The sequence below is a fragment of the Hymenobacter ginkgonis genome (assembly GCF_009755225.1).
In the GTDB taxonomy this organism is placed as follows: domain Bacteria; phylum Bacteroidota; class Bacteroidia; order Cytophagales; family Hymenobacteraceae; genus Hymenobacter; species Hymenobacter ginkgonis.
Genome location: NZ_WQKZ01000007.1, coordinates 24,066 through 38,838 on the forward strand (window position 1 = coordinate 24,066; position 14,773 = coordinate 38,838).

At 58.6% G+C, this 14,773-nt stretch carries 7 protein-coding genes; 2 read left to right on the top strand and 5 right to left on the bottom strand.

The features are described from left to right. Positions 1–417 precede the first annotated feature (417 nt). The gene (locus tag GO988_RS20840) at positions 418–804 is read right to left on the bottom strand and encodes an ester cyclase (RefSeq protein ID WP_198172966.1); all 387 of its coding nucleotides are present in this window, start codon (positions 802–804) and stop codon (positions 418–420) included. Positions 805–1,172: 368 nt separating this feature from the next. Here GO988_RS20840 and GO988_RS20845 point away from each other — a divergent pair, with 368 nt between their 5' ends. Next, complete coding sequence (locus tag GO988_RS20845; RefSeq protein WP_157569254.1) at positions 1,173–2,648, top strand: IS1182 family transposase; 1,476 nt, start codon at positions 1,173–1,175, stop codon at positions 2,646–2,648. Positions 2,649–2,826: 178 nt separating this feature from the next. Here the strand turns inward: GO988_RS20845 and GO988_RS20850 are convergent, their stop codons facing one another. Further along, on the bottom strand, positions 2,827–4,311 hold the full coding sequence (locus GO988_RS20850) for a serine hydrolase domain-containing protein (RefSeq protein WP_157569256.1): 1,485 nt from the start codon (positions 4,309–4,311) through the stop codon (positions 2,827–2,829). A gap of 1,294 nt (positions 4,312–5,605) precedes the next feature. Here GO988_RS20850 and GO988_RS20855 point away from each other — a divergent pair. After that, positions 5,606–9,916, top strand: coding sequence for a beta strand repeat-containing protein (locus tag GO988_RS20855; protein WP_198172968.1), 4,311 nt, complete (start codon positions 5,606–5,608; stop codon positions 9,914–9,916). A 556-nt stretch (positions 9,917–10,472) separates the two neighbouring features. Here GO988_RS20855 and GO988_RS20860 read toward each other — a convergent pair. The 3 genes from GO988_RS20860 to GO988_RS20870 form a co-directional block, all read right to left on the bottom strand. Beyond that, positions 10,473–10,865 (bottom strand): VOC family protein, encoded by a 393-nt coding sequence (locus GO988_RS20860; protein WP_157569260.1) that lies wholly within the window; start codon positions 10,863–10,865, stop codon positions 10,473–10,475. Between the two features lie 2,339 nt (positions 10,866–13,204). Continuing rightward, the gene (locus GO988_RS20865; RefSeq protein WP_157569262.1) at positions 13,205–13,660 is read right to left on the bottom strand and encodes a hypothetical protein; all 456 of its coding nucleotides are present in this window, start codon (positions 13,658–13,660) and stop codon (positions 13,205–13,207) included. Between the two features lie 128 nt (positions 13,661–13,788). Next, positions 13,789–14,763, bottom strand: coding sequence for a PAS domain-containing protein (locus tag GO988_RS20870; RefSeq protein ID WP_157569264.1), 975 nt, complete (start codon positions 14,761–14,763; stop codon positions 13,789–13,791). Positions 14,764–14,773 lie beyond the last annotated feature (10 nt).

Sequence of the window (14,773 nt, forward strand, 5' to 3'; positions counted from 1 at the left end):
TAGCTAAGTCAATTCAATGCAGGAGACTTACCCGTTCCCCTAGCCCTTTTACGTGTTGTAAACGACGGATTACAGCTTGTAAAGAAAGCTCAGCCTTTGCGGGCTAGAAAGGAACACCTTTCGGATGCCCCTCCTACTACCCCATCGGACAGCCTAAAGCCCTGCGTTTTGGCAGGTCAAGCAGTGGGTTCTGAAAGTTTTTGGCTCGGAGCTTTCGGGGCCCAATTTCCGGAGTCACGCCCTTTTACCTTACGTGTATTCACGGGCTTGTCGCCACGTAGAAGCTGGGCTGGGCGGCATTTTAGCCCCCCGCTGCGATAAGCAGTAAGCAGACCACAGCGCCCACGGACCATTTCCGGCCCGAGGGGGCCTGCCCACTGGGGGCGAGCGCCGCCGCGCTACCGCGGCGGCTATACGTTAGGGCATCACGCCGACTTGTTGCAGTAAGCTGACCGTATCCATCAGCAGTCGGCTTTCCACAAATAATCCGTTGCGCACCACATCCAGCACGACGCCCCACACCTCGACCTGCTTCTGGGTCGGGGGGATGCCCATAAAGGCCCCGGCGTGGGTGCCCGTCCAGCTAAAGCGTGTCACCACCTTTTCGCCTTCGGCAATCTGCTCCTGCACCGTCCAGTGCATATCGGGAAAGCCGGTAAACAGGGCCTGGAGCGCATCCTTCAAGCCCTCCCGGCCGGGACCCTGCCCCGGAAAGGGCACCTGCTCGAGAAAGTCGGTGGCCACGAGCTGGTCGGTGGCGGCGATGTTTTTTCGATTGATGACTTCGTCAATGAAGTGCGTCATGAAGCGTTTGGTCTCGGCCGTGGTCATCGCGTAGAGAGAAGGAAGTGAGGGGGCGTCGAGGCGCGCGCGTGGGGGATGATATGCCCCAACTGGCGCGGGCCGCCGCACGCCGCCGTGAAGATAGCGGCAGGGTGCGCTGGCAACACTAAAAACACTGTAAATGGTCAGTCAGCGAGACGGGGGCGGGTAGCCGCCGTTTTGCCCAATCCCTTTCGGGCTAGACGGCTTCTCCAGAGGTAGGGGTTACGCGCGATAAGGCTTTGTAGGCGTGTAAGCCTCGTGTAACCAGATCCAGCTTGCCTGACCTCTCCAAAAAACGCTCGTGTCTGTTGCAGAAGTAGGTGACGGGCCAGCGGTATCTTGGGTCTATGCAAGGCCACAAGCAGTTCCCCGACCGTGTCGTGCTGCGCTTTCGCTTGTCCGAGCGCGTACCCCGCCACAATCTCTACCGCCGGCTGGCCGAGCTCCTCGACTGGTCGTTTCTCTACGAGCAGACGCGGGACCTGTATAGCCACACGGGCCAGCCCTCACTCGACCCGGTCGTCTTCTTTAAGCTCGTGCTCGTGGGCCGCCTGGAAAACCTAGTGAGCGACCGACGCTTGATTGAGCACTGCGCCTTACGGCTGGATATGCTCTACTTCTTAGGCTATGAAGTAGACGAGGACTTGCCCTGGCACTCGACCATTAGCCGCACCCGCCAGCTCTATCCAGCCGCCGTCTTCGAGCACCTCTTTGACCAGGTCTTTGCCCAGTGCCTCGCCGCCGGACTCGTGGTGGGCGAAACACACGCGCTCGATTCGGCGCCCGTCAAAGCCAATGCTTCGCTCGACAGCTTGCGCCCGAAGCAGCAATTGCCCGCACTGCAGGTCGTGGATGACACCCAGGCGCCGGTACCCGCGGCGGCGACCACGCCCGCGCACGAGTTGCGCCGAGTGGCCACGCGCCAAGCCAAGCAGCAACGGGGCGGGGGCGGCTTAGGCGCCCACCATACCAAAGCCCAGTTGCTCAGCAATAAGACCCATACTAGTCTGAGTGACCCCGAGGCGCGTATCTCGGTCAAACCGGGCAAAGCGCGGGCCCTGAACTACCTCTGCAGTCTAGCCGTGGACACGGCCACGGGCCTGATTAGTCACGTGCAGGCGGACTTGGCCGATAGCCGCGACAGCGTCCACCTGCCCCGCCTAGTCGCGCAGCTGCAGACGCGCTTGACGAAGCAGCAGGTGCCGCTGCGCGAAGTGCTGGCCGATACGGGCTACTCGAACGGCTTCAACTACGCCTTTCTCGAACAACGCGGTATCACGCCCTGGATTCCCGTTTTCGGCAAGTACAAGCCCGTCGTAGAGGGCTTTACGTATGAGCCAGCTGTGAACGCCTACCGCTGCCCGGCGGGCAAGCTGCTGCCCTTTCGGAACTACTGCACGAGCCAGGATGGCGGCTGGCTCAAGAACTACCGGGCGGAGTACCGCGACTGCCAGGCCTGCCCGCGCAAGCCCACCTGCGTGCCCTCAGCTACGCAAAAGAAGCTCGTACGCTCGCCCTATGATGCGGCCTACTTGCGCGCCTGGCGGCGCCAGCAGAGTCGGGCGGGGCAGCGCCAGCGCCGCGTGCGCCAAGGCACGGTGGAACCCGTCTTTGGCAACCTACTCCACCATTATGGCCTGCGGCGAGTCAACACGAAAGGGCAAGCCGCGGCCCAGAAAGCCATGGTGCTCAGTGCGGTGGCATATAATCTCAAAAAGCTCCTCAAGCACCGGCCCAAGCACGTGGTAAGCGTAGCGCTAGCCTGCCAGCCAGGCCCGTATCAGCAGGCAAAAGGGGCCTTTTTCGGGCTAGTTGCCCGCTAACTGGCGCCATACAACCGCCGCAAGGAGGTAGACCCAACACCACGCCGAGTTCTGCAACAGACACGAGCGTATTTTGGAGAACTGAGCTACCTGCCCAAATGGCCCCTAAAACGCAGGTTTTGGCAGCCATTTTTACCCCCTTTTTCGCAAGCAAACTAGCTCGCGAAAGTAGGGCAACTTACTGCTTCAGATACGCCGCCGCCGTGCGGCTCTGCGGGTTGAGCTGCAGCGTGCGGGCGTAGTACTGGGTGGCCAGCTTCTGGTTACCCAGGGCGGCGTAGGTTTCGGCCAAGCTGTCGTAGGTGTTCGCGCTGGCCGGATAGAGGTGCACATTGAGCTTGAACACTTCTAAGGCGTCGGGGAGTTGGCCCTGCTCGACCAGCAAGTAGCCCCAGGCGTTGACGGCCGCTTCCGGCAGGGCATAAGCGGGGTCGCGGCGGCGCGCCTGCTGAACTTCTTCCGCCAAGTGCGTGAAGCCGCGCTTACGCAGGGTGCGGTGTAGGGCGCGCAGGGTCGGCGGCAGGCCGAAGCCGTCGGCTACCCGCATATCGGGCAGGTAGTAGGCCGCCAGCGCGTCGGCGAACCGCTCAGGGTTAGCGCCTTGTAGGTTAGTCAGTACCACCAGGGCCAGGTCGTCGTCGGGGTAGAGAAATACTGCCGAGCGGCCCCCGCCCACGGGGGCCAGAGCACGGTGCTCGGGCCGGTCCACGGTGGGCCAGCCCAGGGCGTAGCCCGTGAGTTTGCCGCCGAAGCTGCGCTGCGAGCCATCGCTCAGGCGGCCCGGCGTCCAGAGCGTAGGCAGACTAGCCGGCTGGAGCAGCTGGCCTTGTTGCAGGGCCATGAGCCAGCGGGCCAGTTCCTCCGCGGTGGAGCTCATGCCCGCCGCCGGGCGGAGCGAAGGCGGAAACACCTCGAACAGGTTTTGCAGCTGTGCGCTGCGGCGCGGCCGCCCGTCGATGTACTGGGTGTAGGTATAGCCGCGGGCCCCGTGCGGCAGCACGTCGTGGGCGTCGCCGATGCTGGTGCGGGGCATGCCCACCACGTCCAACTGGCGCTGCCGGATAAACTGGGCGAAGGGCTGGCCACTGAGCTTATCGATCAGGCGGCCTAACAGCAGGTAGTTGGTTTGGTTGTAGGCGAATTGCTGGCCAGCGGGGAAGTCCAGCGGCTGGGTTTGCACCTGGGCCCACGCCGCTTGCTCGTCGTTTTCGGTCACCAGCACGTCTTCGGGCTCGATGTCGGGTAAGCCGGAGGTATGCGTGAGCAGTTGCCGGATGGTGACCGGGTGCCAAGTGGCGGGCAACTCGGGCAGGTAGCGGCCCACTGGCGCAGCCAGGTCAAGCTGGCCCGCTTCTACTAGTTGCATCGCGGCCACGCCCACGAAGGCCTTGGTGATGGAGTTGAGGAAAAAGCGGGTCTGCGTGGTGACCGGCACCGAGTCCTGCACGTTGGCCACGCCGTAGTTGCCGAGCTTCACTAGGCGCCCGTGGCGCACCACGGCCAGTTGTACCCCGGGGATGCGCAACTGCCGCATTTTGGCCGCGATCAGCAGGTCCAGGCTGTCGGCTGGACTACTGGCTAGCGCCGGTGACCAGCACCTGAGGGCCAGCAACAAACTTAGCCAGGCCAGGCGGGCTCGCGATAGGAAGTTAGAAGCATGCATAAGGTGCAAGGGGGGAAGAAAGAGAGGGCATAGGGAATAGTGGTTAAGCCAATCATAGCGCCAAATTTATAACAAGGTACTATGCAAAACAAGTTACTTTATGATAATTTCCTCGGCTTAATACCCGACTACTCCCTTCTTTTTCTATTAACCCTAATATTACCACTTACTTATGCCCTAATAACTGTCCCCTGTTGCCGAGATAAGCGGGGTGGGCTAGCCGTAAGCCATGATTAGCTACCGCTAAGGAAGTGAAGCAACTGCCGCTGGGAAGGCACACCTTAATGAGCTAGGCTACTTCACACCCAACGCTATACTGAACTTTAATCCGCTTCCCCATCCTATTCTTAACGACCGCTGGTAAGTTGGTTACGCATTAGACCCCTTTTGCCTGAGACTTGAGACTAATGAGGCCTTCTGAGCGAGTTGACATCAACCTTGTTACTAAGAAAATCCTAACTTAGTAGCCACCCACAATCGGCACAAAAACCGCTGCTTCACGGTGTGGCCATGTCGTGCTGAACAGCAGCAAACGCCGCCCTACGTGCGGGAAGGTCATTGCGAAGGACCACCTATTACCAGAGTCTTGACACCGTGCTCTGACATGTTGCGCTCGCGCCCCCTGGTGATAGAATCTTAAATAATTGCTTAGTACACAGCATACCTTACGAAACCTATACTAGATGATAGCGGAAGGTGGCGCTCTGGAAGTAACTATACTTTCGTGTTACAAGCGTGCTGATAAATAGCGTTTTTAGGACAATGAAGTAACTCAATCATTGAAATGCGCTCTGCAGAAAATGCCTTGACATATAGGCTACGATTAACTTTCCTTTCGTCCACATACTAGGCGGCGAAGTACAAGTGAAGTATTCACTTCACTTGCTTGCTCGTACCATCGCTGAATTATTCTATGCGCAGGGAACTGGGATACCTCTTCGGTACAAATTTCGCAATACTAATTTATATGCAAGATGTTGAAACCATGAACCTTACCCCTGAATTTGGCGTAAGCACTGGCTAGCTTCCGCGTGGCCAACTCTTGTGCGTAGCGTACCGCAGCCAACGAGTGGCTCGGCAGTTCCACCTACTACTTTCCAGTATGCGTAGTTCTACTCTAGCTTCTACTAGCTCATTGGAGGCAAAAAGGGGTATACCAACTGCTCTGGTTCTCGGAATTGTTGGCTTACTGCTAGCAAGTGAGCCCGCCCTCACGCAGACGCCAGCCACAACGCCGGGTAGCGGCTTTTTCAGTGGCGGCTTTGATCCGAGTGTTGGTACCAATCCACAACGCGTGGTGCTGGACGATATCGACAAGGACAGCGACCTCGACCTACTTACTCTGAATGGTGGTCTCGTGAGCGTGCGTCTAAACACTGGCACAAGCTCCAACTTCAGCACCGGTTTTGAGGTGCCGGTTGGGAACAGTGCCCAAGGTCTCGCACTCGGTGACTTAGATGGGGATGGTGACCTCGACCTCGCTGTTGCTAATAACATCAATGCTCCAGGATTAGGATTCACGCTGAAACTTAATAACGGAGATAATACCTTCACCACCAGTCCTAGCGGCGTGACGAACCTAAACTTAAATAGCGTGGCGGTGGGTGACGTAGACAGCGATGGTGACCTCGACCTAGTCGTCGGTGGCACGGAGACGAGCAGCGTAAGTGTCTGGCTGAATAATGGCCAGGCTGTTTTTAACGGGCCCTATAATACCACAACGGCTTACGGCAACCAGGAGGTAACGCTAGGCGATGTAGATAAGGATGGTGCTTTAGACTTGCTCGTGGCCACCTATAGTAACGGCAGCCGAACGGTGAGCGTGCGCCTGAACACGAACGGAAAATTCGGCGGCGGCCAGAACGTAGGCGTGGGGCGCGACCCGCGCAGTGTGGCTGTGGGCGACCTGGATGGCGACGGTGACCTGGACTTTGTGGCCGCTAACGGGAATGACAATACGGTAAGCGTGCGTCTGAATAGCGGTACCGGTGCTTTCAGCGCCCGCCAGGAAGTTGGCGTTGGCAGCGCGCCTAACAGCGTGGCAGTAGGGGATGTAGATGGTGACGGTGACCTGGACCTGGTGGTCGCCAACTCCGGGAGCACTACGGTGAGCGTGTGTCTGAATGATGGCAGTGGGAGCTTCGTCTACGCCAATAATCAGCAGGTTGCAACGGGGAGCAGGCCCTTTAGCATTGCCCTGGGCGATGTGGACGGCGACGGTGATCTAGACCTGGCAACGGCCAATATTGGCAGCGGAACGGCCAGCGTACGCCTGAACCAGAACCAAGCGCTACCCCTCCCCATTATTAGTAGCTTATCTACGGCCAGCAGCGCAATAGGAGGCAGGGTGGTGATTACGGGAACTGGTTTCCTGAATGTTAAGGAAGTAACGTTTAATGGTGTCTCGGTGCCGGCAGCAAGTCTGGTTCCTAATTCGTTGACGCAGCTAACGGTCATCGTGCCCCAGGGCGCTAATACGGGCCCCGTTGTCGTCGTGACCACGGCTGGCGCTAGCAATGGAGTGTTGCTAACGATTAGCTCCGCTGCGCAGGTAACCGCCGTGCTGCCAGCACGCAATGCAGTGGCAGCGCCGCGCACCACGGCCGTTTCCGCCACCTTCGACCAGCCCCTGAGCCCCACTGCCGCTACGCTCGGCGCCATCCGGGTGTTCGGCTCCCAAGCCGATGGGAAAAAGGCCGGCAACGCCACGGTAAGCGGCAATACCTTGGTATTTACACCTGCTACCCCCTTCAAGCCCGGCGAGCAGGTGCAGGTTACCATTAGTGCCCAGGCGCAGAGCACAACTGGCGCCTTTGCGACACCACACGTATTTGAATTTGCGACGGCCACCAGCCCCGCTTCTGGAGTGTTCGGCGGCGGTTCGGAACTGAGAGTGGGCATTAACTTAGCGGGGCTTACTACTGGCGACGTAGATGGCGACGGTGACCTCGACTTACTTACCGCCAATAGCTCTATCCCGGCCAGTGTCAGCGTGCGCCTGAACAATGGCACGGGTAGCTTCAGCAGCAGCCAAGAAACCTCGGTGGGTACTGCTGCTTCTAGCGTGAGACTGGGCGATGTGGACGCGGACGGCGACTTGGACTTGGTGACGGGCAATGCCAGCACGGCCAGCATCCGCTTCAACAATGGCAGTGGCGTGTTCACTGGCGGCCAGGAAATCAGTGTCAATGGGGTAGGCAGTATAATTAGCCTAGGTGACATGGACGGCGACGGCGACCTTGACCTGGTTGCTAGCGACGGCGTGCATTTTAATGCTGGGGACGGCATGTTCAGCGGTCCGAACACGGCCACGAGCCCTGCTTCCAATCTCGTGCTGGGTGATGTCGATAATGATGGGGACCTCGATGTAGTATATACGCTGCTCGGAGCCAGCGGCACGGGTAGCGTCGAGCTCAGCGTACAGCTGAACAACGGAGCTGGCCGCCTAAGCCCTGGGCAAGCGGTGTCGGTGGGCGTGGGTTCTAGTGGAGAAGGAGTGCTGGGAGATATCGACCAGGATGGCGACCTCGACTTGCTAGGCATTGCCGGATTTACTAATACGGTGAGCGTACGCTTCAATGACGGGCACGGTGCCTTCAGTGGCAGCCAGCAAGTACTTGTAAATTCGGGGCCTCAAGACCTAGCAGTCAGCGACGTGGACGGTGACGGCGACCTAGATTTTCTCGTCACCGACTTTAATGGCCGAGTGAATGTGCGGCTGAACAATGGGGTAGGTACCTTCAGTAACGGGCAAGAACTAGCACCTGGCGGCATTCTGCAAGCGCTCACGACCGGCGACGTAAACGGCGACGGGGCCCCCGACTTACTCTTTACTAGTTATGGCACAGCAGGCAGCGTAAGAATACGGCTAAACCAGCCCACCAGCATTCCGCTCGCCATCACGGCGCTGGTTCCGGTGCGCAATAGCCCCGCCGCGCCACGCACCGGCCCCGTCGCCGTTACCTTCAGCCAGGCCCTGAGTGCCAGCCCCAGCACGCAAACAGCGCTGAAGGTATTTGGCGCGCAGGCGGGCGGGCAGAAAGCCGGCGCCACGACGGTGAGCGGCAACACGCTCAGCCTGGCTCCCACTGCCGCGTTCAAGGCGGGCGAAACGGTCTTTGCCACCGTGACGGCGGTCGTACAAGGCAGCAACGGCCAAAGCCTGGGTACCGGACAAGTCTACCAGTTTACCACCGCCACGAGCCGAGGCCAAGGCGCAATTTATTACCCCGGCTTTTACAGCGGTACCGACCTGGCGGCTGGTGCCACCAACGCGGGCGTAGTCGTGGCCGGTGTTGTCACCGGAGATGTGGACGGCGACCAGGACCTGGATTTAGTATCGGCCAAGGGTGTGCAGCTCAACAATGGAGCTGCTGGCTTTGTGCCTGGGGCAACTATCACCAGCAGCGGCATGCCGCGCAGCCTCAGCCTGGGCGACGTAGATGGGGATGGGGACCTGGACGTGGTGATAGCCGCCAACACGGGGGTAGGCGTCGTGCAAGTGCGCCTGAACGACGGGCAGGGTAATTTTACGGGCACCCAGCAAGTGAGCGTGGGCCTCGACCCGGCTGCCGTGGCCCTGGCCGACGTGGATGCCGATGGCGACCTGGACCTGCTTACGGCCAACTATAGCAGCAACTCGGTGAGCGTGCGCCTCAACGACGGCCTGGGTAGCTTCGGTGGAGGCTCGGAAGTGGCCGTGGGCGAGCAGCCGGTAAGTCTGGCCGTGGGCGACGTGGACAACGACGGCGACCTGGACCTACTCACGCCATCGTTTAGTGGCACTACCGTTAGTGTGCGCCTGAACAACGGGACCGGTACCTTCGGCGGCAGCCTGGAGGTAAGTGTAGGCTACAATCCCCACAGCGTCGTTCTAGGGGATATAGATGGCGACGGTGACCTAGACCTGCTAGCGACTAATTACAACGACTACACGCCAAATTACGCTAATAAAAGCACCATTAGTGTCCGTTTGAACACGGGCAGCGGCGCCTTCACTGGCACCCAAAACCAGCAGCTATTCGCTCGGGGCGCCATTAGCGCCGTGCTAGGCGACCTAGATGGTGACGGCGACCTCGATGTAGCCGTTGCTAGTGAAAACAACTATGGGGTCGATAATGGCACGGTGGACGTCTACCTCAATACCAACAAGGGCACCTTCTCGTATTGGCAAAATGTTAGCGTCGGCTCAGGGGTGGGCAGCATTGCCTTCGGAGACCTTGATGACGATGGCGATGTAGACCTGATTACGGGCAACGGCGCCGCTGGCACCGCTAGTGTGCGGTTAAACCAGCTCCCGCCAGAGGCGGCACGCGTAGCGGTGCTCCAGACGGCAGGGGGTACGAGCACCTCGGCGCTGAGTGTCTACCCGAACCCCAGCAGCGGACGCTTTACGCTGAGCTGCACGGCCACCCAAATGCAAGCCGCAACGCTCTTGCTTACCGACCAGCTCGGGCGGGTAGTGCAGCAGCAAGCCGTCACGGTGCAGGCTGGGGTAAATACGTTGGCCGTAGAAGCGTCCGCTTCCGCTGCTGGCCTTTATCAGCTCACCTTGCGCACGGCCGATGGGCACACACAACAGCAGAAAGTGGTCATTCAACCATAGGTGTTCTTAGATAATATATTACCTTTTAATAGGCTATACTAATCAATACCAACGATAGCGCCAGTAGCCTACGCCTAGGTGGTGGTGCAGTCATTGCAAGGTATTAGCCAATGTTTCAGCTCTTTGCCTGTCGCAGCAATGGAGTGTGTATTCTAATCTAGCCTAGAACTGCGGGCAAGTGTCATTTGCAAGTGGATTTGCTACGTAAAATAGGCAAGTAAGCCTGCCAGCTTTAAAATAAAGCCAAGCAAGGCCAGAGAAAAGTAGCTTGAGGGGTATCATTAAGGTACACCTTATTGTCAGCCCCCCACAAGGTAGATGAAGTGAGAATACTTGCTTTAACGGGTCAAGAAGTGGGCTCCGGAAGCTTTGTTGCAGCAACTTTACGGCCCAGTCTTACTGAGCCAGACCAGGCGTAATAACCCATTCGAAAACCCTCCCGCCCACGGCCTCTAAAAACAGTGTTTTCGGGGCCTTTAGTGGGGGTGGGGAAGTCATTCGAGAACCAGAAGGATTAGGAATCCTTAACAGTCAGGCCGGTGGCCGTTGCCCCGCGCTACCGCAGCTGAAGCAGATCCCAGCGATTGCCATACAGATCCTTCAATACGACCATGGTGGCATAGGCCTCTTCGCGAGGCAGCTCGCAGAACACAACCCCGCGCGCTTGCCAGGCTTCGTAATCCCGCCAGAAATCGTCGGTGGTCAAGAACAGAAAGACGCGGCCCCCGGTCTGATTACCCACGCGGCTGAGTTGTTCAGCGCCTTGTGCCTGGGCCAGGAGCAACGCGCTGCCCGGCGCTCCACCGGGCGGGGCCACGAGCACCCACCGCTTGCCGGCGGGCAGCGGCGTATCTGTCACGAGCGTGAACCCGAGCGTCTGGCAGTAGAACTGGATGGCTTCGTCATAATCCCGGACAAGCAAGGCGACATGGGCGAGGTGCTGGGCCATAATAAGGGGGGTAGGGGGTGGGGAGACGAGGAGGGTGCACCTCGGGCAGCCAGGGAAGGTAAGCAGGGCGGGGAAGTGGACTGCCGAGCGTCAACCGCCAACCGGAGGCGATACCCGTCCAAGAGCGAGGGCAGTTGCCAGGCGCAGCCCAGGCCCTGCCGGAAAGCCGCTAGCGAGCACCCCAACGACTGGCACCCAGCCGCTCAACGGCTGAGTGCCAGTCGTTGGGGTGGCTCTGACTGCTGGTGGAAGAAGCACAAAGGGTTTTCTCAACCGCCATCCCCTTTTCGCGCCAGCGGCGCTCGCGGCTGGGGGGCAGGACAGGCAGGCGCGCCACCTGGCAGTTGCCACTTTCCTCGGTCAGGCCAGCGCAGCATCGAACAAGCAGATAGGGATTATGGCCTAGTAACCAACATACTATCTTCCAGCAGGCGCGCTTATATATCCCCGTGGCACGCAGTGGTAATTGCCCGTAGCCGACAGGGCAAGCTGGGGTGCTAGGCGAGTAAATGAGACGGAAAAGCTAGAAAAGGGCTAAAAACAGCGTTTCCAATGCCTAGGGCACTTGAGCGTGAGACTGGCTTTTTCGCGCCTCGTCGGGGCTTGGTGGCGGGCATTCGGCTCATGGCCGCGCGCCGGCCCGGGATAAGCGAACAGCCTGCCCAACTTTTAGCAACCAGTACTCTGCGCCACTGATAGGACAGAGGCAGCTGTTGGCAATTACCAAGTGGCGACAGTGCAAGCTGGGCTGCGAGGCTCGACTCGTGAGACTGTGTTAGGTCGAATTTACTGATAATCGCCCCTGGCAGCGCGCCAAGGGTGATACGGGTGAGATTGGCTTTTCAGATAAGTCAGCTCGGCCAAGCGGGCACAAAGTTGCCGCCGGCTGCCTCGGTGCCCCTGCGTCTAACGGGTGCCCGTGGCAGCTACATAACCGAGATGCCAACCGGGGTGCCGCCCTCCGTGGCGTCGAGTGGCAATTGCCAGCTAGGATTTGGCAATTGCCACTCACCACGCGAAGCAAAAGGCCAATAGAGAGGCGCTAGAACCTATTCTAGCCGGGCGAGTAATCTTCATATATTCCCTTTGGCAGCTCGCTCAAAGTAGGGGAAAAGCTAAAGGGCGCACACGGCCGCGAGGATAGCGCAATAAAAAAACAGGCAATTTTTTAGCGCTATTGATTGTATAATAGCTAGTTGAGTGCAAAACACGTAATAATTTATTTGGGGGGATCGGCGAGTTGAACGCTTTTGGCAATTGCCAACAACCTAACCAGCTGTCAACCCCTCGTATTCTAACTACTCTCAGGCCCGTTTTCTGGATTAAGCGGGTTATTATTGGATTAATTTTTCCTTGGTAATCAACCACTTATTTGATATCAGTAGTGTAAGAGGCTATGCTAAGTGAGAAGCGCGGATAGGTGTTTTTGAAGTGGTTGTGTAGCAGCAGCTAGCCTACGGTAGGGAGCTAATCAAGGATGGTGCGTTAGGTCACGGGAAAGACCTCCCCGCCGTCACCCATGTAAGCTGCTTAAAAACCCAAAGCTGCTCGCGTCGCTGGCCCTTCAAAAACGGCAGCTAAAAACGAGTCATAATAGAATCGGCGTTTGAGAGCACGGACAGTGCAAGGTAAAACTGCGCACTGGCTGTACTTACTCCACCACCTTAGATTAGCGCACTAGCGCGGAGGCAATACCCCTGGCCTGAACTTGCAGGTTGCCACTCAGGGCCTTCGTGTTGGACAACGAATGCGCGGCTAGCGTAGTGAGGAGGTAGTGCCAGATGCGCTGGCTGCACCCGAAACAGCTGCAGAGTAGCATGGGCGGCTTGCCCTGCCCCATAATACAAACGCTGTGCCTTTAGAGTACGCGGTGACGCCGGACTTCGTCCATGAAAGGGGCAACCATAAGCTAGTATGAAAGGAAGCTGCGTAAAATAAGATAAGCTCGTTATTTAACAGTAAGCCACTATTAAATTGCAATTTAGTGATAATAATTAGTGAGCTGTCATTGTACTATGGAATAGCCTAATCGCTCAATCAGCTTTTTGGTCAGCTACCATGCGAGGCCGCGCCGCATGTCCACCGCACCACCGGCACTATCCGGATAACTTGCGCTTGCATCACCTTCTACTCTCTGGCAAATGAAGCGCTGGCCCGCAATTCTTCGCTGGCGTCGTAGACCTCAGTAATCAACTTATGCGACAGACGCGCAGGTAAGTGCTGCCACAGTATCTGGCATGTCTCCAGGAGGGCCATCCGGGCAAAAGCCTAGTCCTGGGCCAGCCGCTATTGGCTCGCCGCGCATGCGCCAGGTAGGCGGCTAGTGAGGCGCGTTTTCACTAGGGTTTGCGCACGGCTTGGCTTAGCCGCGCTGGTGAGTTTAAGGGTAGCTGACAGGTGCGCAACCATTCCTGGGCGCTGGCTACGTCATCAAAGAGTTGCAGCTCTAGCACATCGGTGATATGTGCCGGGCAGGCGAGCGTCAAGATGTCATTGTGCGTATCGGCCTGCACCACGTGGGCGATGTAACGCAGCCCCAGCTGGATAGCCTGCGGCAACCACACCCGGTCGAGCCACTCAACAGAATCAAACCAAGGCCCACGCAGGCTGGTGTTGTCATTAAGCAGGTAGAGGGTATGGAAGGGCCCAACCTGCGCCAAATAATTGAGCGCGCCGCGCATGGCGTCATCGGTGGTGATGTAGCCCGACCAGACGGCGCGTAGCCACCCATCGGTCTGCTCTAAGCTGAGTGTACATTGACCGCCGGTGCGGAAGGATAACGAATTAAGAAGCATCTGGAACTAGGGCAATAGGTAAAACCTGCTCTTGTCCGCAAATTTCTTTTTCCCCTTGCGAAAGCACAATGTGGCGAATACGGCTTTGCGTACCGTATAAATACTAGGTTACGCAGGTACTACGACCGTCAGGCCGGCTCGTGCTCGCCCACCGTTGCAATGACGGCGATGGCGATAGTATGTCCCTGCGCATCGCGCAGCGGGTAAAAGGTGCAGGCGACCAGTGCCCGCGCCTCGCCCGTACTAGGCAACAGGGGAACCACGGCAGCTATACCCGTGCAGCTTACCTCATTGAGCAAATTTCGCAAGCCCTGGCCTTGAAGCGCGGGTAGCACCTTGAACAGCGGCTGGTGCAGCATCTGCGCCGGAGTGCACCCCCAAAGCGCCAGCAGGCCGGGATTGCACACCCGCACTACGTAGTCGGCCCCAACCAGTAGGCCGATGGCCATCGGCGCTTGCTCCAGCAGTTGGGCCAAGAGGGTAGCCTGAGCTTCGGCGTAAACCTGTGCGGTGTGGGCGGCTCGGGTTAGCTCCGTCACGTAGTCGGCCAGGCCGGCGTTGGTGGCCGATAGCTCTTCCGTAGCCTGGCGCGTGTGCTGGCGCGCTAGCACTTGCGTGGTCACGTCGTGGCTCGTTACTAGAATGCCCACCAGGCAGCCTGGCTCCTCGTAGAAAGGCTGAAAAGACACGTCAAAGTAGCCCCGCCCCGCTGGCCCGCCGGGTGGCCTACAGATGATGGGTGCTTCCTGCCACGTCACTGCCTGATAGGTTTGCCAAACGGTAGCGTAGGCGGCTTCGTAGCCCTGGCCACGCAAGTGGGGCAACGCTTCGAAAAAGGGCTGGCCCCGCACTTGATTTGGCGAGCAGCCCCATTTAGCGGCGGCGGCTAAGTTGACCAAATCAAGTACATGCGCAGGCCCCCGCACTAGATACATAGCCACCGGCAGCTGTGCTAGTAATTCCTGCAAGTGCTGGTAGACAGCGGTCTGCACTGCTTCTGACACTAGCGCGCCGGGCCGGTACGAGCCCGTCAAGCCAATAGGACGGGGTAGGCTACCGGGCTGGGCATCGGGCAAAGGAGAAGCTGAATAAATCGATTGCATAAGCGTTGGC